18 protein-coding genes are annotated in these 20896 nt (G+C 72.0%); 11 read left to right on the forward strand and 7 right to left on the reverse strand.

Annotation, left to right across the window (positions count from 1 at the left end; all coding sequences use genetic code 11):
- Positions 1-4: 4 nt before the first annotated feature.
- Positions 5-1195 (reverse strand): helix-turn-helix domain-containing protein, encoded by a 1191-nt coding sequence (locus DAI17_RS15460; RefSeq protein ID WP_234412521.1) that lies wholly within the window; start codon positions 1193-1195, stop codon positions 5-7.
- Between the two features lie 117 nt (positions 1196-1312).
- Here DAI17_RS15460 and DAI17_RS15465 point away from each other — a divergent pair, with 117 nt between their 5' ends.
- From DAI17_RS15465 to DAI17_RS15505, 9 genes are all read left to right on the forward strand, one after another.
- Positions 1313-2449: a ferredoxin reductase gene (locus DAI17_RS15465; protein ID WP_107774094.1), complete on the forward strand. Its 1137-nt coding sequence runs from the start codon at positions 1313-1315 to the stop codon at positions 2447-2449.
- 45 nt (positions 2450-2494) lie between these two features.
- Positions 2495-3733, forward strand: a complete 1239-nt coding sequence (locus tag DAI17_RS15470) for a fatty acid desaturase family protein (RefSeq protein ID WP_107774095.1) — start codon at positions 2495-2497, stop codon at positions 3731-3733.
- 395 nt (positions 3734-4128) lie between these two features.
- Positions 4129-5259, forward strand: coding sequence for a carboxypeptidase-like regulatory domain-containing protein (locus tag DAI17_RS21330; RefSeq protein WP_107774096.1), 1131 nt, complete (start codon positions 4129-4131; stop codon positions 5257-5259).
- 98 nt (positions 5260-5357) lie between these two features.
- Complete coding sequence (locus DAI17_RS15480; protein ID WP_107774097.1) at positions 5358-6173, forward strand: crotonase/enoyl-CoA hydratase family protein; 816 nt, start codon at positions 5358-5360, stop codon at positions 6171-6173.
- A gap of 639 nt (positions 6174-6812) precedes the next feature.
- A complete protein-coding gene (locus DAI17_RS15485; protein WP_159081592.1) occupies positions 6813-7757 on the forward strand; it encodes a cupredoxin domain-containing protein in 945 nt (314 codons plus the stop codon).
- A 369-nt stretch (positions 7758-8126) separates the two neighbouring features.
- The gene (locus DAI17_RS15490; protein WP_107774099.1) at positions 8127-10493 is read left to right on the forward strand and encodes an ATP-binding cassette domain-containing protein; all 2367 of its coding nucleotides are present in this window, start codon (positions 8127-8129) and stop codon (positions 10491-10493) included.
- A gap of 47 nt (positions 10494-10540) precedes the next feature.
- A complete protein-coding gene (locus DAI17_RS15495) occupies positions 10541-11782 on the forward strand; it encodes an MFS transporter (protein ID WP_199905151.1) in 1242 nt (413 codons plus the stop codon).
- Positions 11782-13575, forward strand: coding sequence for an acyl-CoA dehydrogenase (locus DAI17_RS15500; RefSeq protein ID WP_234412522.1), 1794 nt, complete (start codon positions 11782-11784; stop codon positions 13573-13575). The genes DAI17_RS15495 and DAI17_RS15500 overlap by 1 nt, the downstream gene beginning before the upstream one ends.
- Before the next feature lie 70 nt (positions 13576-13645).
- Entirely contained in the window at positions 13646-14452 is an 807-nt protein-coding gene (locus DAI17_RS15505; protein WP_107774101.1) for a GTPase domain-containing protein, read from the forward strand.
- Positions 14453-14463: 11 nt separating this feature from the next.
- Here DAI17_RS15505 and DAI17_RS15510 read toward each other — a convergent pair whose 3' ends face one another.
- From DAI17_RS15510 to DAI17_RS15535, 6 genes are all read right to left on the reverse strand, one after another.
- A complete protein-coding gene (locus DAI17_RS15510; protein ID WP_107774102.1) occupies positions 14464-15753 on the reverse strand; it encodes an RNA polymerase sigma factor in 1290 nt (429 codons plus the stop codon).
- 23 nt (positions 15754-15776) lie between these two features.
- A complete protein-coding gene (locus DAI17_RS15515; protein ID WP_234412523.1) occupies positions 15777-16124 on the reverse strand; it encodes a YciI family protein in 348 nt (115 codons plus the stop codon).
- A 182-nt stretch (positions 16125-16306) separates the two neighbouring features.
- Positions 16307-16954, reverse strand: coding sequence for an HAD family hydrolase (locus tag DAI17_RS15520; RefSeq protein WP_107774104.1), 648 nt, complete (start codon positions 16952-16954; stop codon positions 16307-16309).
- A gap of 10 nt (positions 16955-16964) precedes the next feature.
- The gene (locus DAI17_RS15525) at positions 16965-17435 is read right to left on the reverse strand and encodes a PTS sugar transporter subunit IIA (protein ID WP_234412524.1); all 471 of its coding nucleotides are present in this window, start codon (positions 17433-17435) and stop codon (positions 16965-16967) included.
- Positions 17432-17665, reverse strand: coding sequence for a glucose PTS transporter subunit EIIB (locus tag DAI17_RS15530; protein WP_107774105.1), 234 nt, complete (start codon positions 17663-17665; stop codon positions 17432-17434). Before DAI17_RS15530 ends, DAI17_RS15525 begins: the two co-directional genes overlap by 4 nt.
- A gap of 37 nt (positions 17666-17702) precedes the next feature.
- A complete protein-coding gene (locus tag DAI17_RS15535; RefSeq protein WP_234412525.1) occupies positions 17703-18755 on the reverse strand; it encodes an SIS domain-containing protein in 1053 nt (350 codons plus the stop codon).
- 108 nt (positions 18756-18863) lie between these two features.
- On the opposite strand from DAI17_RS15535, the gene DAI17_RS15540 reads away from it, so the two are divergent.
- Positions 18864-19640, forward strand: coding sequence for a GntR family transcriptional regulator (locus tag DAI17_RS15540; protein ID WP_107774149.1), 777 nt, complete (start codon positions 18864-18866; stop codon positions 19638-19640).
- The gene (locus DAI17_RS15545; RefSeq protein ID WP_325049876.1) at positions 19637-20890 is read left to right on the forward strand and encodes a PTS transporter subunit EIIC; all 1254 of its coding nucleotides are present in this window, start codon (positions 19637-19639) and stop codon (positions 20888-20890) included. Before DAI17_RS15540 ends, DAI17_RS15545 begins: the two co-directional genes overlap by 4 nt.
- The last annotated feature ends 6 nt before the right edge of the window (positions 20891-20896 follow it).

The raw sequence follows: 20896 nt of genomic DNA on the forward strand, positions 1-20896 counted from the left end.
GACGTCAGGCGAGCGCGAGAGTCACCTCCAGCACGAACTCCGGGTCCTCGAGCCGGTCGCCGTACAGCTCGCGCAGCTGCCCGACGCGGTAGCGCACGGTCTGCGGGTGGATGAAGAGCTCCTCGGCGACGGCGTCGCGGCGGCCCTGGTGCAGCACCCAGGAGCGCAGCGTCTCGGCGAGCTTGTCGGCGGTCGAGGGGCGCTGGTCGGCGAGCGGGGCGAGCACCCTGGCGCGCAGGTCGGCGCGGGTCTCGGGGTCCGCCGCGAGGAGCAGGGCGCCGAGGTGGGCGTCCGTGTCGACCACCCCCTCGAGGCCGAGCGACACCGCGCGCAGCGCCCGGGCGTGCGACCGCGCGGCCTCCAGCCAGGGGACCGTCGGCCCCACGACCGCGGTCGAGCCGCGCAGCGCCCGCACCAGCCCGGTGCGGGCCGTGCGAGACCCCGTCGAGGGCACCAGCAGCAGGGCGAGGCCGTCGGGGATGCCGGGCACGTCCTCGGTGGGGTGCAGCGTCCGGGGGTCCAGGACGGATCGGGCGTGCGAGACCTGCGACTCCGGCAGCAGCACCGCGCTCAGCGAGTGCGGCGGGTCCCAGTCGGCGCGCTCCGCCGCCGCGACCACCGCGTCAGCCGCCGCCCCGGTCACCAGCGCGCGGGCGAGCCGGTCGAGGTTGCGCTGCCGCACCCGACCGCTGCTCTCGAGCTCGTCGGTGTGCCCCGCCGCGCTCGAGGCGGACAGCTCGTCGATGTAGGCGAACACCAGCTCGGCGAACCGTGAGAGCTGCTCGGCTTCGACCCCCGCCTCCACCGCGGTGCGTGAGAGGTCGCGCCACGAGACCCGGGCGCCGATCCGGTACGCCGCGAGGAGCGCCTCCATGCTGCGCCCGCTGCGGGCCTCGCCGCGCCCGAGCTGGTAGGCGCCCTCCAGGGCCGGTGCCATCGGGGTGCCGGCGTCCTCGCGGGTCGCCAGCGTCAGGAACCCGCCGAGGGCGAGCTGCACCGCGGTGCGGATCCGCTCTCCCATCGCGCCGCTGAGCTCGCCGGCATAGCTGGGCACCTCGTCGGTGATGGCCGCCACGGCCCGCTCGGCGACCTCGGCCAGCTCGGCGCGCATGAGGCCCACGACCTCCTCGTCGAGGCGTACGACGGTGGGCGCGGGCACGCTGCGCTCGGGACGCATCTGTGTGGCACGACGCACATGTTGACGCGGCATGGGCCCTCCCGGGCGTGAGTTGTTCGTGTCGAACAATAATCCAGATCCGATTCACGTGCACGGGGCAGGACTTCGCCGCCCTGCGCAGGCACCCTTGGTGACATGACGACGTTCCTGTCTCCCCCCACAGGCCGCCGCGAGCGACCGCTGGCGCGCGAGTGGCGCGACCGGGCGGTCCGCCTCGCCGAGAGCGTGACGACGCCGTACCTCCCCTCGGACTACCTCGACCTCTTCGCCCCGCTGCGCTCCGGCGCGGACCTGCGCGGCCGCATCGAGGAGATCCACCCCGAGACCCCCGACGCCGCCACCATCGTCATCCGGCCCGGCGCCGACTGGGCCGGCCACGAGCCGGGCCAGTACCTCCGGATCGGCATCGACGTCGACGGCGTCCGCCAGTGGCGGGCCTACTCGCTGACCCACGGCCCCCGCGCCGACGGCCGCATCTCGATCACCGTCAAGGCGGTGCCCGACGGCCTCGTCAGCAACCACCTGGTCCGCGAGGCTCGCCCCGGCACGCTGGTCCACCTCGAGCAGGCCGCCGGCGAGTTCGTGCTGCAGAGCGACCACGACAAGCTGCTCTTCGTCACCGCCGGCTCCGGGATCACCCCGGTCATCGGGATGCTGCGCAACCTCTTCCCGAGCACCGACTCCGGCGTGCTGCGCCTGCCGCGCAGCAAGGACCTCGACATCGTCGTCGTCCACGTGGCGCCCAGCAGGCCGCAGTCGATCTTCAGCCGCGACCTGCACGCCCTCGCCGACGCCGGTGCGATCCGCCTCGTCGCGCGGTACGACGACGAGCACGGCGTCCTCGACGTCGCCGACCTCGCCACCCTGGTCCCCGACCTGCACGAGCGCCGCACGCTCGCGTGCGGCCCGGCCGGGCTGCTGGACGCCTTGGGCACCCACCACGAGGCCGCGGGGCTCGAGCTGACCACCGAGCAGTTCCGCACCACCCGCGTGGAGGCGGGTGAGGGCGGCACGGTCGCCTTCTCCTCCGGCACCACCCTCGAGGTCGACGGCGCCACCCCGATCCTCGACGCCGCCGAGGAGGCGGGCGTGCTGATGCCGAGCGGCTGCCGGATGGGCATCTGCATGGGCTGCGTCCTGCCCCTGCGCGAGGGCTCGGTGCGCGACCTGCGCAACGGCGCCATCACCACCGCCGTCCCCGGCGAGTCCGGCGCCATCAAGGTGCAGACCTGCATCAACGCCGCCGCCGGCCCGTGCCAGATCGACCACTGAGCCTTCCCGACCGCTGACGCTCCGTCCCCCCGAAGGAGATCCGACATGACCACGATCCAGAAGAAGACCGCCGCCGGCGGCAACCCGATCGCCCACCTCACCGAGGCCGACATCGAGCAGATCGGCAGCGAGCTCGACGCCATCCGCCAGGACGTCCTCGACACCCGCGGCGCCGACGACGCGGCGTACATCCGCAAGGTCATCGACCGGCAGCGCAAGCTCGAGCTCGGCTCGCGCGCCGTGCTGCTGTTCAGCGCCTTCCCGCCGGCCTGGGTGCTCGGCACCGCCGGCCTGAGCATCGCCAAGATCCTCGACAACATGGAGATCGGCCACAACATCCTCCACGGGCAGTGGGACTGGATGCGCGACCCCAAGATCCACTCCAGCACCTGGGAGTGGGACATGGCCTCGCCGGCCGAGCAGTGGAAGCACAGCCACAACGAGCTGCACCACACCTACACCAACGTCATCGGCAAGGACAACGACCTCGGCTACGGCATCATGCGCGTCGACGAGGAGCAGCGCTGGACCCCGTTCCACCTCGGCCAGCCGGTCTGGTGCTTCATCAACGCCGTGTTCTTCGAGTACGGCATCGCGGCCTACGACCTCGACCTCGGCGCGGTCATCAAGAAGAAGCAGACCAAGGACCCGGACTTCCGCCGTCGCGCCAAGCAGGTCCTCGGCAAGATCCGCAAGCAGGTCACCAAGGACTACGTCGCGCACCCCGTGCTCTCCATCCCGACGGGCTCGTTCGTGCCGACGCTGGCGGCCAACTTCACCGCCAACATCGTGCGCAACCTGTGGTCCAACTCGGTGATCCTCTGCGGCCACTTCCCCGAGGGCGTCGAGACCTTCGAGAAGCGCTCGATCGACGGCGAGTCCAAGGGCGACTGGTACGTCCGCCAGATGCTCGGCTCGGCCAACATCTCCGGCTCGAAGTTCCTGCACCTGATGACCGGCAACCTGTCGCACCAGATCGAGCACCACCTCTTCCCGGACCTGCCGTCCAACCGGTACGCCGAGATCGCGCCCAAGGTGAAGGCCCTCTTCGACAAGTACGACCTCACCTACTGCTCGCGCCCGATGGTGCCGCAGGTCTACTCGGCCTGGCACAAGGTCGTGCGCCTCTCGCTGCCCAACGGCTGGCTGGCCACCACCAACGCCAAGAACGCGCCGCAGCAGCTCAAGCTGCTCTACAAGATGGCCACCGGTGGGCCCAAGATCCGCCGCGCTGCCCAGGCCCGCCTCGAGCAGCAGGCGCGCCGGATGGTCAAGGCCGCCTGAGGGGCCCGTGTCGGAATCACCGCCGAGGCGGTCCCCGGTTTCTGCGTAGGAATCACCGCTGAGGCGGTGATTCCTACGCATACTGGCCGTTGCATCGGCCAGCATGCGTCAACGTCGGCCAGCCGGTGATGCTGGTGAGGCGTACGCCGCCTCGTCCTGGCCGGTTCTCGTCTCGAGCGCCCTGCCTCGCCCAGCGAGGCAGGGCGCTCTGCATTCCCGCCCCGGTTCGGGAACAACGCATACGACCGGTCTGGTCCGCATTTCCACCGCCGCCCCACCGCCTTCCCACGCGACGTCAAGCAGACGTCTTCATGCCCTTCGTCGCCCCTGCCGCGTACCTAATTTCGGGGACGTAGCGGCCCACCCGAGGTGCCGCAGGAGCCAAGGGGGCACCCATGAAGCAGCGTCACAAGGTCGCTGGAGCACTGCTCGCGACGACCGTTGGACTCACGTCCATCACCGCACTCTCGATCCCGGCGCAGGCAGTCGGAGGTCCGCCGGCGCGCATCAAGGGTGTCGTGACGACGCCCGCCGGCGCGCCGCTGGCCGGCATCCACGTCGCGACGCTCAAGTGGAACGACGACCTCGACCTGTGGAGCACGGCCGACTCCGACACCACCGGCGTGGACGGCGCCTACAGCGTCGGCAAGCTGGAGGTCGGCACCTACCGGGTCCGCTACTACGACCCGACGGGCACCTACGCCACGGAGTTCTACAACGACAAGAGCCGCGCGGCCGAGGCCGAGCCGATCGACGTCAGCAAGGGCCACGTGACCCTCGAGCCCGCCCAGCTCGGCGGGGCCGCCCACATGACCGGCCGGGTCACCGGCACCGGCGGGACCGCACTTCCCGGCGCGACCATCACCGCCTACGTGAAGCAGGACGGAGCCTGGATCGAGTTCCAGTCCGTCGTGGCCGGTGCGGACGGCAGCTACGACCTCGGCGGTCTGCCCGGCGGGGAGTACACCCTCGGCTTCCACGACCCGGTGTCGGGCGTGACGGAGTACTGGAACGACCGCGCCGCGCTCGTCGACGCTTCCGCCATCCAGCTGCCCAACTCGGGCTCCAGCACCGGGCTGGACGCCCAGCTGGCGACCCCGGTCACCGAGGAGCCCACGCCCGAGCCCACCCCGACTCCCGAGCCGACCCCGACGACGCCGACGACGCCGACCACCGGCACGACGACTGGTACGACGACCGGCACCACGACGTCGACCGCCACGGGCACGTCGACCACGACCGCCTCGGCCGGCAAGGTCCTCGTCGTGAAGAAGCCGCGGATCAAGGGCTTCGCCAAGGTCGACCAGCGCCTGCGGGTCACCAAGGGTGCCTGGAACCCGACCACGGTCAAGCGCAAGATCCAGTGGCTGGCCAACGGCAAGAAGATCAAGGGCGCGACCAAGATGCGGCTCCGCCTGACCCGCAAGATGGCCGGCAAGAAGATCAGCGTCAAGGTGACCGCCAAGGCCGCCGGCATGACCCCGGTGACGGTCCGCACCAAGTCCACCAAGAAGGTCAAGCGCTGACACGAGGCTGAGCACCCAGACGGGGCAGCAGGTGGGACACCTGCCCGGGGGGAACGCAGGGGTACGGCGACGCGCCAGCGCCGCCGTACCCTTGCGGCATGCCCGCTGAGGACGCCGCCGACACCCTGGTCACCTGCACGATCGAGCGCAACGTCGCCCGGGTGCGGCTGACCCGCCCCGACAAGCTCAACGCGCTCACCCTCGACACGCTCGAGCAGCTCATCGACACCGCCGGGATGCTGCGCCGGGACAAGTCGCTGCGGGCCGTGGTGCTGGACGGCGAGGGAGATGCGTTCTGCGCCGGCCTCGACTTCGGCACCGTGATGCGGCAGCCGGCCCGGGTGGCGACGGCGTTCGTGCCGCGCCCGTGGCGGGGCACCAACACCTTCCAGGAGGCGTGCTGGGCCTGGCGGCGCCTCCCGGTCCCGGTCATCGCGGCCGTGCACGGGCACTGCCTCGGCGGTGGTCTGCAGATCGCGCTGGCCGCCGACTTCCGGATCGCCCACCCCGACTCGCGCTGGTCGGTGCTGGAGGGCAAGTGGGGGATCATCCCCGACATGTCCGGCGTACGCAGCCTGGCCGAGCTGGTCGGCATCGAGACGGCCAAGCGGCTGACGATGACTGCCGAGACCTTCAGCGGCAAGGAGGCCCACGAGATGGGCCTGGTCGGCCGGCTGGACGCCTACCCGGCGGCGGCCGCCCTCGAGCTCGCCGAGGAGCTCAAGAAGCGCTCGCCCGACCAGCTCGCCGCCGCCAAGCGGCTCTTCAACGACACCTGGACGTCCAGCCCGCGGCACACATTCGCCCGCGAGCGGGTCGAGCAGGCTTTCTTGCTCTTCAACCGCAACACCAAGGTCGCCCGCGAGGCGGCCTTCGCCAAGGTCAGCCCCGTCTTCGGGCCCCGCTCGCGCTGAGGCGGATATCGCCCCTGAGGCGACGCCCGAGTCCGTACGACGGGGTGGCGGTCTGGAGGCGTGTGCGACCAGGGCAGTCGCACATCGAGCACCCTCGTCGCTGCGTTGACGCGCGTCGAGCGATTGCGGGTGGCGGGAGGGGCGAGTCGGCGGTGAAGCTCCTAGCGAGCCCTACTACGCCGCTTGCGGGCGCACCCTCGTTCGTACAGAACGGTTGCCGACAGGTGCCCGGTCGAGCCCTCCACAGGGCCCCCCGTCGATCCACTAGCCCGTATCTCGCGGCCGTCGGCAAGCGCACCGACCGCTCGCCCCCTTGGGGACTCCGAGGGAAGCGAGGAAGACCGCATCCAGTTCCGGCAGCTGATGGGTCAAACATGCCACCGGCGACTAGGCGTCCAAGCGAACGCGCTTCGGCGCCCCGCGCCCCGCGCGACCACATCGCTTCATGGCTCGGTCTTCACGTGCGCGAGTCCGCTCCCGCGCAGGACCGAGCCGCGCCCGCATGCTCTGAGGGAAGTGGTCTATGCAGCCCACGACCACCGGTTGTCGCGGACCGAGGCCGCGAGGAGAGTGAGGAAGTTCCCCAACTGCGAAGGAGTGACCATGCCCCCGATGTCCGCTCGACCGAGGAGATCCTCGGTGTTCCTCGCGGTGTTCGCCCTGTTGATTGCCGCCATGCCCACACTGCTGGCAAGCAACGCCCACGCCGCGTCCACTACCAAGGCCAAGACCTGGAACGTCATGGTCGGCGCAGAGTCGAGCTCAGGCGCCGTACAGACGATGGCGTACGGGCCGAAGAAGATCTGGATCAACGCCGGCGACACGGTGCACTGGGTCTCCAACTCGATGGAGCCGCACACCGTCTCGTTCATCAACGACAAGCACCCCGCCGTCGAGTTCGATCTGGCGACCACCTACATGACAGCGCCGACGTCGAAGGGGTCGATCTCCAAGCCGGGGCAGTTCCGCAGCTCCGGGATCATGACCCCCGCGCCCGACGCCCTCTTCCCGGACGCGGTCAAGTCGTACGACTTGAAGTTCAAGAAGCCGGGCAAGTACAAGTACCTGTGCTACGTCCACGGCGAGGCCATGAAAGCGGTCGTCGTGGTCCGCAAGGCCGGCACGCCCTATCCGCACACGCAGTCGGACTACAACGCGATGGCCACCAAGGCATCGAATGCGGACATCGAGCACGGGCTCGACCTGTGGGCCAACGCGCTTGGTGCTGCCGACTCCCACCACGTGTTCGCGGGCGCCGCTGACATGCGCGTGCAGGTCAACCGGTTCATCCCTGGCAACGTCGTGGTGAAGGTCGGCGAGAGCGTGACCTTCGACATGGCGAGGAACGCGTTCCCGGTCCCGCACACGATCACGTTCGGACCGCCGCCTGCCAACCCGTTCGCGCCGACCGGCGATCCGACGAACTTCCAGGGTGGCGCTCTCAGCTCAGGGGTGATCCTGCCTGCGGGGTTCGGGCCGCCGCCGAGCACGTTCACGGTGAAGTTCACCAAGGCCGGCACGTACCCCTACGTCTGCCTCGTCCATGCAGGAATGGGGATGGTCGGACAGGTGGTGGTGCAGTAGCCGTGCCCGAACGGTGAATGCGGTTCCGGCCAGCGGCCGGAACCGGCCTCCCGGGACCGACTGAGGCGCTTTCCCATCTGGACACCGAGCCCCTCGGCCTCCCTCGGCGGCGCGAAGCGCCGAGGGCGCTAGCTCTATGTGCGTTGTGTCAACGCTCGCGATCGTGGAGAACGATCAGACGCCGGCTCGACGGGGGGCTCGCCGGTCGGCGCAGGTCGTCGTCCGGCGTCCGCAGCGGGCCGGGCTAACCTGAGGCATGGTCTTCGCCCCGTTCGCACGCGCCGGGGCAGGTCTCCGAGTCATCGTGGCACGAGGTCCCTCGGACGAGACCGACCACGGGCGTCGCGCTCGGTCTGGGTACAGGGGCGCGTGACCACCGACGCGACCGACGGCTTCGTGCGCGTCCGCGGCGCCAACGAGCACAACCTCCGCAACGTCGACGTCGACATCCCTCGGAACGCCATGGTCGCGTTCACCGGGATCTCCGGCTCGGGGAAGTCGTCGCTGGCATTCGGCACGCTGTACGCCGAGGCGCAGCGTCGCTACTTCGAGTCGGTGGCGCCCTACGCGCGCCGGCTGCTGCAGCAGGTCGGTGCCCCGCATGTCCAGGAGGTCACCGGGCTGCCGCCGGCGGTGGCGCTGCAGCAGCGTCGCGGCGCGGCCACGTCCCGCTCGTCGGTCGGCACCCTCACGACGCTGTCCAACCTGCTGCGGATCCTCTACTCGCGAGCGGGCGACTACCCCGCCGGGGCTGACCACCTCCCGGCCGAGGCGTTCTCGCCCAACACCGCGGCGGGCGCGTGTCCGCGCTGCCACGGTCTGGGTGTCGTGCACGACGTCACCGAGGACCTGCTTGTCCCCGACCCGTCCCTGAGCATCCGCGAGGGCGCGATCGCCGCTTGGCCCGGCGCGTGGCAGGGTGCCAACCTGCGCAGCATCGTCACCGGTCTCGGCATCGACGTCGACAAGCCGTGGCACAAGCTCAGGAAGAGGGACCGAGACTGGCTGCTCTTCACCGACGAGCAGCCGTCGGTGCTCATCAAACCGGAGCGCGACCGCATCGACCACGGCTACTACGGGAAGTTCTGGAGCGCGCGCAAGCACGTCATGCACGTCCTGGCCGACTCCAAGAGCGAGCGGATGCGCGAGCGCGCGCTGCGGTTCGTCGAGGATGCACCCTGCCCGGACTGCCACGGCAGCGGACTGCGGCCGGAAGCACTCGCGGTGACCTTCCTCGGGCACTCGATCGCCGAGGTCAACGCCCTCCCGTTCACGCAGCTGGTCGCGCTGCTGCGACCGGTCGCCGAGCAGCCCGAGGAGACCGACGAGGTCGCGGTGCGGATCTGCGCCGATCTGGTTGCCCGCATCGAGGTGCTGCTCGACCTCGGCCTGGGCTACCTGAGCCTGGGGCGGAGCTCGACGACCCTGTCGCCCGGTGAGGTGCAGCGCCTGCGGATCGCCACCCAGCTGCGTTCCGGGCTGTTCGGGGTCGTCTACGTCCTGGACGAGCCCTCCGCCGGCCTGCACCCGGCCGACGCGGAGCCGCTGCTGGACGTCCTGGACCGCCTGAAGGCGTCCGGCAACTCGCTGTTCGTCGTGGAGCACGACCTCGACGTCGTATGGCGTGCGGACTGGGTCGTCGACATCGGTCCCGGTGCGGGCGAGGCCGGGGGCCGCGTGCTCTACAGCGGCCCGGTGGCGGACCTGGAGGACGTCACCGAGTCGGCCACGAGCTCCTACTTGTTCGGTCGCGCGGAGCGGCTGGTGCACGACGTCCGTGCCCCGCAGGGCTGGCTGCGGCTGGCCGGGGTGCGCCGCCACAACCTGCGCGACCTGTCCGTCGACATCCCGCTCTGTGTGCTGACCGCCGTCACCGGGGTGTCCGGGTCCGGCAAGTCGACCCTGGTCAGCCAGGTGCTCGCCGAGGACCCGACCGCCCTCGAGTCGTTCGACCGACTGGTCCTCGTCGACCAGCGGCCGATCGGCCGGACGCCGCGGTCCAACCTCGCGACGTACACGGGGATGTTCGACGCCGTGCGGAAGCTGTACGCCGCCACGGACGCCGCCCGAGCTCGCGGCTACGGCGCAGGCCGCTTCTCCTTCAACGTCCCCGAGGGTCGCTGCGAGACTTGTCAGGGCGAGGGATTCGTCTCCGTCGAGCTGCTGTTCCTGCCCGGCACCTACGCACCGTGCCCGACGTGCCACGGCGATCGCTACAACGCCGAGACGCTCGAGATCACCTACCGCGACAAGAACATCGCGGAGGTCCTCGCCCTGTCCGTCGACGACGCCGCGACGTTCCTCGCCGACGTGCCGGCCGCCGCACGCAGCCTCCAGACGCTGCGCGAGGTGGGCCTGGGCTACCTGCGACTGGGACAGCCGGCGACCGAGCTCAGCGGCGGCGAGGCGCAACGCATCAAGCTCGCCACCGAGCTCCAGCGGGCACACCGCGGCCACGCGCTCTACCTGCTCGACGAGCCGACCTCGGGACTGCACCCCGCGGACACCGCGCTCCTGCTGCGCCAGTTGCACCGCCTCGTCGACGCCGGCAACACGGTGGTCCTCGTCGAGCACGACCTCGACGCGGTCGCCACCGCCGACTGGGTCATCGACCTCGGCCCCGGCGGAGGAGACGCCGGCGGTCGGGTCGTCGCGACCGGGACGCCGGCCGACATCGCGAAGGCCGAAGGCAGCGTGACCGCGCCGTACCTCGCGCGGCGGCTCGAGCGGACCTGAGCGTTCTGCGAGGCCCTGGGCACGACGCTCGCCGTAGACTCCCCGCCGTGAGTGCAGGGGGGCCGATCTGGCGTCAGCCGGGGATGGCTCCGCTGGTCGCGATGACGTGCGCGGGGTTCTCCGGCTACGCCCTGCTGCTGACTGTCGCCCCGCTGTGGGCGGTCGAGGGCGGGGCGACCACCGCCGGTTCGGGACTCGTCAACGGCGTGCTCCTGCTGTTCACCGTGCTGACCCAGCTGCTCGTCCCGCGCGCCCTGCACAGGTTCGGGTGGGGGCCGGCGCTCGCCGTGGGGCTGGCGCTACTGGGTGTCCCGGGCGTCCTGATGTCGTTGAACAACGCTCTCGGCGCGGTCCTCGCGCTCTCGGCGGTCCGGGGGGTCGGGTTCGGTGTCCTCACCGTCGCCGGCAGCGCGGCCGTCGCCGCGCTGGTGGGTGCGGAGCGCCGCGGGGAGGCGATCGGCGCCTACGGCCTCGCCGTCGCACTGCCCAACCTCGTCCTGCTGCCCGCCGGACCGTGGATCGCCGAGAGCCTCGGCTGGTGGGTGGTGTTCGCGCTCAGCGCCCTGCCGCTGGTCGGCATCCCTGCGGCGTTCCGTCTCTCGTCGGCGCTCCGGCTCAGCGCGCCGGACCTGCACCCCGGGACGACGGTCTCGCCCGACCCCGACGACCCGGAGTTCAAGGCCTACCTACGGTTGATGCGGCCGATGATGCTGCTGCTGGCGGTCACGTTGGCGGGCGGGGCGGTGATCACGTTCACGCCCCAGATGGTCGACAGCCCGTCGGTCGCGGCAGGCGGTCTGTTCCTGATGGGGCTGTCGGCTGCTTTCAGCCGGTGGCGGGTCGGCGCCCTGGCGGACCGGTACGGCCCCCAGCGCTTCGTCGTACCCCTCGTCCCCCTGACCGGGGTAGGGATGGCGCTCGTGGCGTGGTCGGTCGCTAGCTCCGACGGCGTACGCGTCGGATCCTTCCTGGTCGCCATGCTCCTGGTCGGCCTCTGCTACGGGGGCCTGCAGAACCTGACGCTCCTGATCTCCTTCACGGCCGTCTCGCGCCGGCACCACAACCTCGCGAGCGCTGTGTGGAACGTCGGCTTCGACGCGGGTACGGCGCTGGGCTCGGTGGCCGTCGGGGTGATCGCCCAGCTCACCTCCTTCGCGACCGCGTTCCTCGTCGCCGGCGCGATCGCCGTGGCGACGCTCCCGCTCGCACTGCAGGGGCGGACCGGCTCCGCCGCGAGGAGGACGCGTCGTGTAGGCATGGAGCGAGCCGAGCCACCGAGGGAGACCTGATGAGCCTGATCATGTCGCGCCGCGACCTGGAGTTCCTGCTCTTCGAGTGGCTCCACACCGAGACGCTCTTCGAGCGGGAGCGGTTCGCCGAGCACTCCCGCGACGTCGTCGAGGACCTGCTGGGACTCGCCGAGCGGATCGCGACCGACCAGTTCGCCCCGCACAACCGGGCCGCGGACCTGGCGGAACCGCGCTTCGACGGCGAGCGGGTCGAGCTGGTCCCGGAGGTCGAGCCGGCGCTGAAGGCCTTCGCCGAGGCGGGGTTCCTGGCGGCGCCGCTGGGCGAGGAGGCCGGCGGGCTGCAGCTGCCGGCGTCGGTCTTCGGAGCCTGCATGGCGTGGTTCCAGGCGGCCAACGTGGGCACGGCCGGCTACGCGCTGCTCACCATGGCCAACGCCAACCTGCTCACCGTCCACGCCGCCCCGGAGCTGGTGAGCCGCTTCGTGGAGCCCATGACCACCGGCCGGTTCTTCGGCACGATGGCCCTCTCCGAGCCCGACTCGGGCTCCAACCTGGCCGACATCACGACCCGCGCCGAGCCGCAGCCCGACGGCACCTACCGCCTCTTCGGACGCAAGATGTGGATCTCCGGCGGTGACCACGAGATGGGCGACAACATCGTGCACCTCGTGCTCGCCCGCACCCCCGGCGCCCCGCTCGGCACGAAGGGGATCTCGCTGTTCCTGGTGCCGAAGTACCTCGTGGCCGAGGACGGCTCGCTCGGCGAGCGCAACGACGTCGTGCTCGCGGGCATCAACCACAAGATGGGCTTCCGCGGCACGGTCAACACCGCCCCGATCTTCGGTGACGGCGCGTTCACGCCCGGCGGACGTCCGGGCGCCGTCGGCCACCTCGTCGGGACCGAGAACCGCGGCCTGCCAGCCATGTTCACGATGATGAACGAGGCCCGGATCGGCGTCGGCCTGGCGGCCACCGCCCTCGGGTACACCGGCTACCTGAAGTCCCTGGCCTACGCGCGCGAGCGGCTGCAGGGCAGGCCGGTCGGCGCCTCGCCGGAGTCGCCCCAGGTGCCGCTGGTCGAGCACCCCGACGTACGCCGGATGCTGCTGGCCCAGAAGTCGTACGCCGAGGGCGCGCTCGCCCTCGTCCTCTTCTGCTCGCGGCTGGTCGACGACGTCGCGTCCCTCGACGACGCCACCGCCCGGGCCGAGGCGGAGACGCTGCTCGGGATCCTCACCCCCATCGCCAAGAGCTGGCCGTCGCAGTGGTGCCTGGCCGCCAACGACCTGGCGATCCAGGTGCTCGGCGGCGCAGGCTACACGCGGGACCACGACGTCGAGCAGCACTACCGCGACAACCGGCTCAACGCGATCCACGAGGGCACCCACGGCATCCAGGGGCTCGACCTGCTCGGCCGCAAGGTGCTGATGGACGCCGGCGCCGGCCTGACCCTGCTCGTCGGGCGGATGCACGAGACCGCCCGTCGCGCCGCCGGCACCGGGGACGCCGACGGCAAGGGGTACGCCGCACAGCTCACGGCCGCTGCCGTCCGGCTCGTCGAGGTCACCGGTGCCATCGCCGGCCGCGGCGACCAGCAGGCCATGCTCGCCGACGCCACGGCCTACCTCGAGGCGACCGGCCACCTGGTGGTGGCCTGGCTCTGGCTCGAGCAGTGGCTCGCGGCCGACCGCAAGGAGTCCGCGTTCCACGAGGGCAAGCGGGCCGCGACGGCGTACTTCTTCGGGCGCGAGCTGCCGAAGGTGGGGCCGATGCTCGACCTGCTCGCCGCCGGCGACCGCACCACGCTGGACCTCGACCCCGGGGTCCTGTGAGCGGACGCGAGCCACGCCGAACGTAGGCTCGGGCGTGCCACCCACCCGACGCACTCCTCCGAGGAGACCCGTGTCCCGCACGACCACCCGATTCCGCACCGTCCTGCCCACCTCCAGCCGCGCCGCCCTCGGCGCGACCATCGCCGGCGGCGTGCTGACCAGCCTCTCGGCCGCCCCCGAGCGCGTCGGGCGGCTGTTCCGCGGGCGGTTCCCGACGGTCGCCGTGACCGGCATGACCGGGGTCGGCAAGACCGAGATGGCCAACCGTCTCGCGCGGCGCACGTCCGGCGAGGGCGTGGGCGAGGTGGGCTCCGCCGTCATGGAGCGCCGTACCCGCCGCTCGCGCCGGCTGCAGGGCTTCCGGTTCCTCGTCGTGCCGGGGGACAACGCGGCGACGCGGCTCTCGGCCCTCGACGAGGTCTTCCACGACGAGCCGGTCGACGGGATCATCCACGTCGTCGCCAACGGCCACGCCACCCCGCGGCGCGTGGCCGGCACGTCGGGCCACGCCACCGCCACCCGCGAGGAGCTGCTCGCCGCGGAGCTCGAGGACTGGACGATCACCGCGCACCGGATCGCCTCGATGGCCGTACGCCGAGACAGGCCGGTCTGGCTCGTCATCGCCGTCACCAAGGCCGACCTGTACGCCGACGAGCTGGACGAGGTCGTCGAGTACTACTCCCCGGGGAGCGGGTCGCCCTTCGGCAACCGGATCGACGAGCTCCGCGCGCTCGCCGGCGGTGCGAAGCTGTCGGTCGACGTGCTCCCCGTCTCCAGCCGGGGCGGCGACCGTGCCTCGGCCATCCCGCCCAAGAAGGCGAGCGCGATGGTGGACGCCCTCGCGGCCCGGCTCGCCCAGCTCAGCGGTCACGTCTGACGACTACGACGTCAGGGGCCGGAGGCACGTGCGAGGTTCTCCTCCGCCCGACGGCGCAGGACGGCTCGCTCTCCCTCGTTCCGCGTGCGTGCGGCGGCGTCCGTGAACGCAGCGGCGGCCTCGGCGTGCCGACCCGCCAGCTCGAGGAGGTCCCCGCGGACGCTCGGCACCAGGTGTGAGTCGCCCAGCGTCCCCGGGTCCACGGCCTCCAGGACGGCGAGCCCCGCGGACGGCCCGAACGCCCGCCCGTGCGCCACGGCGCGGTTGACCTCGACGACCGGTCCGGGGGCGGCACCGGCCAGGACGTCGTACAGGGCAGCGATCCGCCGCCAGTCGGTGTCCTCGGGTCGCGGGGCGCGGGCGTGCTCGGCGGCGATCGAGGCCTGGAGGAAGTACCTGCCGACGGGTCGCCCCTGCGCCGCGAGCCCGGAGGCGCGCTGCAGGGCGGCCAGTCCGCGGCGGACCATCAGCCGGTCCCAGAGCGTCCGGTCCTGCGACTCCAGCAGCACCGGCAGGCCGTCGGCGTCGAGGCGGGCGGGCGTCCGGGAGCCCTGGAGCTCGAGCAACGCCTGGAGGCCCAGCACCTCGGGCTCGTCGGGCGCGAGGTCGGCGAGCATGCGAGCCAGCCGCGTGGCCTCGGCCGTCAGGTCGGGACGCATCCAGTCCTCGCCGGCGGTGACGGTGTAGCCCTCGTTGAAGATCAGGTAGATCACCGCCATCACGTCGTCGAGACGCCTGGTCCGCTCCTCACCGGTCGGCAGCTCGAGCTCGGCGTGTGCCGTGGACAGCGTCTTCTTGGCGCGGGAGATGCGCTGGCCCATCGTCGACTCGCTGGTCAGGAAGCCGCGGGCGATCTCGGCCGTCGTCAGTCCGCCGACCAGGCGCAGGGTCAGCGCGGCCCGGGACTCGGGCGTGAGGACGGGGTGGCAGGACAGGAAGACGAGGCGCAGGACGTCGTCCTCGATGTGGTCGACCTGGTCGTCGAGGTCGGGCACCTGCGCCTCCTCTCCTCTGCGTGCGCCCTCGAGCTCGGCGACCTTGCGGCGCAGGTTGTCGGCGCGCCGGAAGTGGTCGACGCCGCGGCGCCTCGCCGTGGTCATCAACCAGGCGGTGGGGTTGTCCGGGACGCCGGTCACCGGCCACTGCTCGAGCGCGGCCACGAGCGCGTCCTGCGCGAGGTCCGCGGCGAGCTCCACGTCCCGGGTCATCCGGGTGAGGGCACCGACGAGGCGGGCCGAGTCGGCCCGCCACGCGGAGTGGACGGCCTCGGTCGGGTCGTCCGCACTGGTCCCTGCCGGCACGCGGCCAGCGTAGTGATTCCCGCTCAGGCGCCGGTCTCCTCCGGACCGTCGGAGATCTGGCGCAGCGTCGAGATCACGGTGACGTCGGGCCAGTGCTTGGCGTGCAGCCGGGCGAACTCCTCCTGCTCGGCCACGGCCTGCTCGAGCGTGTCGTACTGCAGGATCGCCCAGCCGCCGACGACCTCCTTGCCCTCGGCGTAGGGCCCGTCGACGCGGGTGACCTCGCCCTGGCGGACGACGAAGTTGACCGCGTCCTCGGTGCCGTAGAGCCCGCCACCGTCGAGGAACACCCCCTTGGCGGCCTGCTCGCCGATGTAGACGTCCATCGCGTCCATCAGCGCCTGCGGGGGCATGCCGATGTTCTCTTCCATCCTGACGAATCCCATGAAACGCGGCATTGTCATCACTCCATCCGGTTGCCGTGTGGTTGCTTCTCGCCCGTACGTCGAACGACCGGTGGAGTCTTCGACATCGACACAGGACTTTCTTCAGACAGTCGCCATCCTCGGCGGTGGCGCCGGCCCCCGGAAGGGGGGTGCGCGACCGGACGACGCTACGGCGCGAGCCGGCCCACCAGCTCGACGAGGGGCAGCAGGTCGGCGTGCACCTCCGCAGCCCCGGCCTGCACGAGCAGGCCGTCCGGGTGCGTCGTGCCGATCCCGTGCACGCGCCGTACGCCTGCGCCCAAGGCCGCGAGGACGCCGGCGGGGGAGTCCTCCACGGCGATCGCCAGCGCGGCGTCCACCCCGAGGCGGTCCGCGGCCAGGGCGTAGCCGGCCGGGTCCGGCTTGCCGTCGACCACGTCGAGGGCGGTCACGACCTCGTCCACGGCGTCCAGGGACAGGCCGAGGGACTCCACGAGCGAGCGCTCGACCCAGGCCGGCCCGGCCGAGGTGACGACCGCCAGGCGCACGCCGGCGGCGCGGGCCGTCAGCAGGAGGTCACGTGCCCCGGGGACGGCGGTCGCGGCCTCGTCGGGCACGTGGGGCAGCACCTCGGCCAGCAGGGCGTCCGGGTCGTGGCCCTGCCACGGGCCGGGCTCGTTGGCGAAGACGTCCTCGGCCCGGCGCCCGGTGAAGACCGACAGGTCCGGCACGCCCCAGCCGCGCGCGTCGAGGAACGACCGGTAGCCGCGCCGGTGCAGCGGCTCGGAGTCGACGAGGGTCCCGTCGAGGTCGAGCAGGAGCGCCGTGGGCCTCATGCGGTGGGCCTCACGCGGTGGTGAAGAGCAGGTCGCCGGCCGCGACGGGCCCGCCGACCGCGTCGCTGGTCACCGAGCCGCGGGGCGCGTCCATGACGACGACGGGCACCATCGTCGAGACGTCCTGACCGTCGACCGACGCCGGGATCGTCGCGGGGTCCCACCGGATCATCGGGTCCCCCGCGGCCACGGCGGTGCCCTGGCTGGTGAGCACCTCGAACCCCTCGCCGTCGAGGCGGACCGTGTTGATCCCGAGGTGGACGAGCACGCCCACCCCGTCGCCGAGCACGACGAACGCGTGCGGGTGCACCTTGAGCACGGTGCCGGTGATCGGGGAGAGCACGACCGTCGGGCCGGGGTCGGGCTCGATGGCCACGCCGGGTCCCACCATCTCCTCCGCGAAGACGGGGTCCGGCACGTCGGCCATGGCGACGACCCGGCCGGGGCAGGGGGAGAGGACCTGCACGGGGGGAGTGGTCACATCAGGTCCTCGATGTCGTCGGCGAGGTTGTCGGCCTCGGGGCCGACGACGACCTGGACGACGGTGCCGTTGGCCATCACGCCGTGCGCGCCGGCGGCCTTGAGGACGGCCTGGTCGACCAGCGAGCCGTCCTTGACCTCGGTGCGCAGGCGGGTGATGCAGGCCTCGATCTCGACGACGTTGTCGGCGCCGCCGAGGCCGGCCAGGATCTGCTCTGCCTTGCTGCTCATCTGCGTGCTCCTCGTGTGAGTGGGTGGGTGTGGGGGCTCAGGGTGCGTCGGTGCGGGTGACCTTGGCCAGCCCCCGGGGGTTGTCGGGGTCCAGCCCGAGGTCGCGGGCGAGGCGCTCGATCGTCAGCTGCGCCGGGACGATCGAGGCGATCGGCGCGACCACCTCCGGCAGGTCCGGTCCCGCCAGGTGCACGTCGCACCGGCCGGCGAAGGCCGTCGTGCCGCCGATCCCGAGGATCCGCGCGCCGCGGGCGCGGAGGTCGTCGGCCAGCTCCTCCATGGGCTGGGCGAGCGGGCCGTCGGCGGCCGCGACGAGGACGGCCAGCACGCCGCCGGTGACCACCGAGATCGGGCCGTGGCGCAGGTCGGCGTAGGAGTAGCCGCGCACCGGCCGCAGGCACGTCTCCTCGAGCTTGAGCGCGGTCTCCAGGGCGGTGCCGAGCAGCAGGCCGCGTCCCGAGACGACGACCTCGTCGGCCGAGGCCAGGGCGCGGGCCGCGTCCGTGACGTCGGAGTCCAGCAGGGACGCGACCGCGTCGGGCACCCGCGCCAGCGCGTCCCCGAGGTCGGCACCCAGGGCGTCGGCCAGGACGGCCAGCGCGAGCACCTGGGTCAGGTAGGTCTTGGTCGCCGGGACGGCCAGCTCGGGCCCGGCCTGCGTCACCAGGGCGACGTCGGCCTCGGCGGCCAGCGCGGACCCGGCCACGTTGGTCACGGCCACCGTCGCCGCCCCGCACCGGCGCGCCCACTGCTGGGTCTCGACGATCTCGGCCGTGGCCCCGGACTGCGACACCGACACCACGAGCGTGTCCGAGAGGTCGAGGTGGGCGCCGTAGTGGGTCGCGACGCTCGGCGCGGCCAGGCCGGCCGGCACGCCGGCGGCGACCTCGAGCAGGTAGCGGCCGTAGATCGCGGCGTTGTCGCTCGAGCCCCGCGCGACCATCAGCACCCGTCGCCGGCCGGCGCCGAGGGACCGCAGCCGCTCGCGCTGGGGCAGCAGGTGGTCGAGCGTCCGGCGCGCGGCAGCCGGCTGCTCGGCGACCTCCCGTGCCATCCGGGTGGCCACCTGGGACGGGGCTGGTGTCGTCATCGGGGTCCTTGACAAGTCCGGGGGCCGAGGCCCATGCTCCCAACTGGTACGGACCAGACCGTACCAATATCCCCGGCCCGCGTCGAGGCCCCGGACGGAGAGGTGGCGATGGCCCGCAGCATCAGTGACGGCCCCCGGCCCAAGCACGTCCAGCTCAGCGACGTGCTGGCCGACCTCGCCGTGACCGAGCTCGGACCCGACGCCGCCATCCCGTCCGAGCGCGACCTGATGGCGACGTACGGCGTCTCGCGGGCCACCGTCCGCAGGGCGATCGAGAGCCTCATCGCCGAGGGCCTGCTGCACCGGATCCAGGGCAAGGGCACGTTCGTCGCCCGTCCCCGCGTGGAGAGCCACCTGCACCTCGCGTCGTTCTCCCAGGACATGCGCAGCCGCGGGCTCGCCCCGTCCACGCGGCTCATGCGCGTCGACGAGGAGCGGCCGCCGACCGAGGTGGCCAAGGCGCTGAGGCTGGGCAGCCGCGGCACGGCGTGGCGCATCGACCGGGTCCGGCTCGCCGACGACCAGCCGATGGCGATCGAGCAGGGGTGGTACCCGTGCTCGCCGCTCCCGGACCTGGACACCCAGGACCTCAGCGGCTCGCTCTACACGCTCTTCGCGACGCGCTACGACCTCGTCATCGACGCCGCCGAGCAGACGCTGTGGGGGGAGAGCGCCGAGGGCGCGACCGCGCGGCGCCTCGAGGCCCCGGTCCACACGCCGCTGCTGGTCTTCCGTCGCGTCTCCAGCGCCGCCGGCCGGCCGCTGGAGTACGTCGTCTCGCGCTACCGCGGCGACCGCTACCAGCTCCACATGACGCTCGCCGGACCCGGCACGACCGGGTCCACCAGCAGGAACAGCCCCTCAGGAAGGAAGAAGACCTCGTGACCACTCAAGACCCCGCCGTGGGCGGGACCACCGGACGCAGGTTCAACCTCGCACCGCTGCAGAAGTTCGGCCGCAGCCTGATGCTGCCCATCGCGGCGCTGCCCGCGGCGGCGCTGCTGCTCCGGCTCGGCCAGCCCGACCTGCTCGGTGCCGACGGGCTCGGCTGGGACCGGGTCGCGTCCGTCATCGGCGCGGCCGGCGACGCGATCTTCGCCCACCTGCCGCTGCTCTTCGCCGTCGGCATCGCCATCGGCATCGCCCGCAAGTCCGACGGCTCCACGGCCCTGGCCGCCGTCGTCGGCTACCTGGTCTTCGAGGGCGTCGGCGACGCGATGTCGCCGATCGTCCTCGGCGCGGCGGCCGAGGGGGAGGAGCAGGAGCTCATCAACTACGGCGTCCTGGGCGGCATCGTCATGGGCCTCGTCTCCGGCTGGCTCTGGCAGCGCTACCACCGCATCTCGCTGCCGCCGTACCTCGCCTTCTTCGGCGGCCGCCGGTTCGTGCCGATCCTCGCGGCGCTCGCCGCCATCGTGATCTCCGTGGCGATGAGCCTGGTCTACACCGTCTTCGACGCCGGCATCACCGGCCTCGGCGAGTGGGTCACCGAGAACACCGTCCTCGGCGGGTTCGTCTATGGCACCCTCAACCGGCTGCTGATCCCGCTCGGCCTGCACCACATCCTCAACAACCCGCCGTGGTTCATCTTCGGCGAGTACACTTCGGCGGGCGGCGAGACCGTCACCGGCGACATCCCGCGCTTCCTGGCCGGAGACCCGACGGCCGGCGCCTTCATGACCGGCTTCTTCCCGATCATGATGTTCGCCCTCCCGGCCGCGGCGTTCGCGATCTGGCACGAGGCCAAGCCGCAGCACAAGAAGGCCGTCGGCGGCATCATGCTCTCGGCCGCCCTGACCGCGTTCCTCACCGGCGTGACCGAGCCGCTCGAGTTCGCGTTCATGTTCGTCGCCTTCCCGCTGTACGTCGTCCACGCGGTCCTGACCGGCACGTCGCTCGCCCTCGTCAACGCGCTCGGGATCAAGGACGGGTTCGGCTTCTCGGCGGGACTCTTCGACTACGTACTCAACTGGAACATCGCCACCAACCCGGGCTGGCTGATCCCCATCGGCCTGGCCTACGCCGCGGTCTACTACGTGCTCTTCCGCCTCGTGATCCGCCGGTGGAACCTGCGCACGCCGGGCCGCGAGGAGGACGACGCGGAGTCGCTCGTCGAGGCCGACACCAGCGCGTGACGGCAC

This window comes from Nocardioides sediminis, from assembly GCF_003047295.1.
GTDB lineage: Bacteria > Actinomycetota > Actinomycetes > Propionibacteriales > Nocardioidaceae > Nocardioides > Nocardioides sediminis.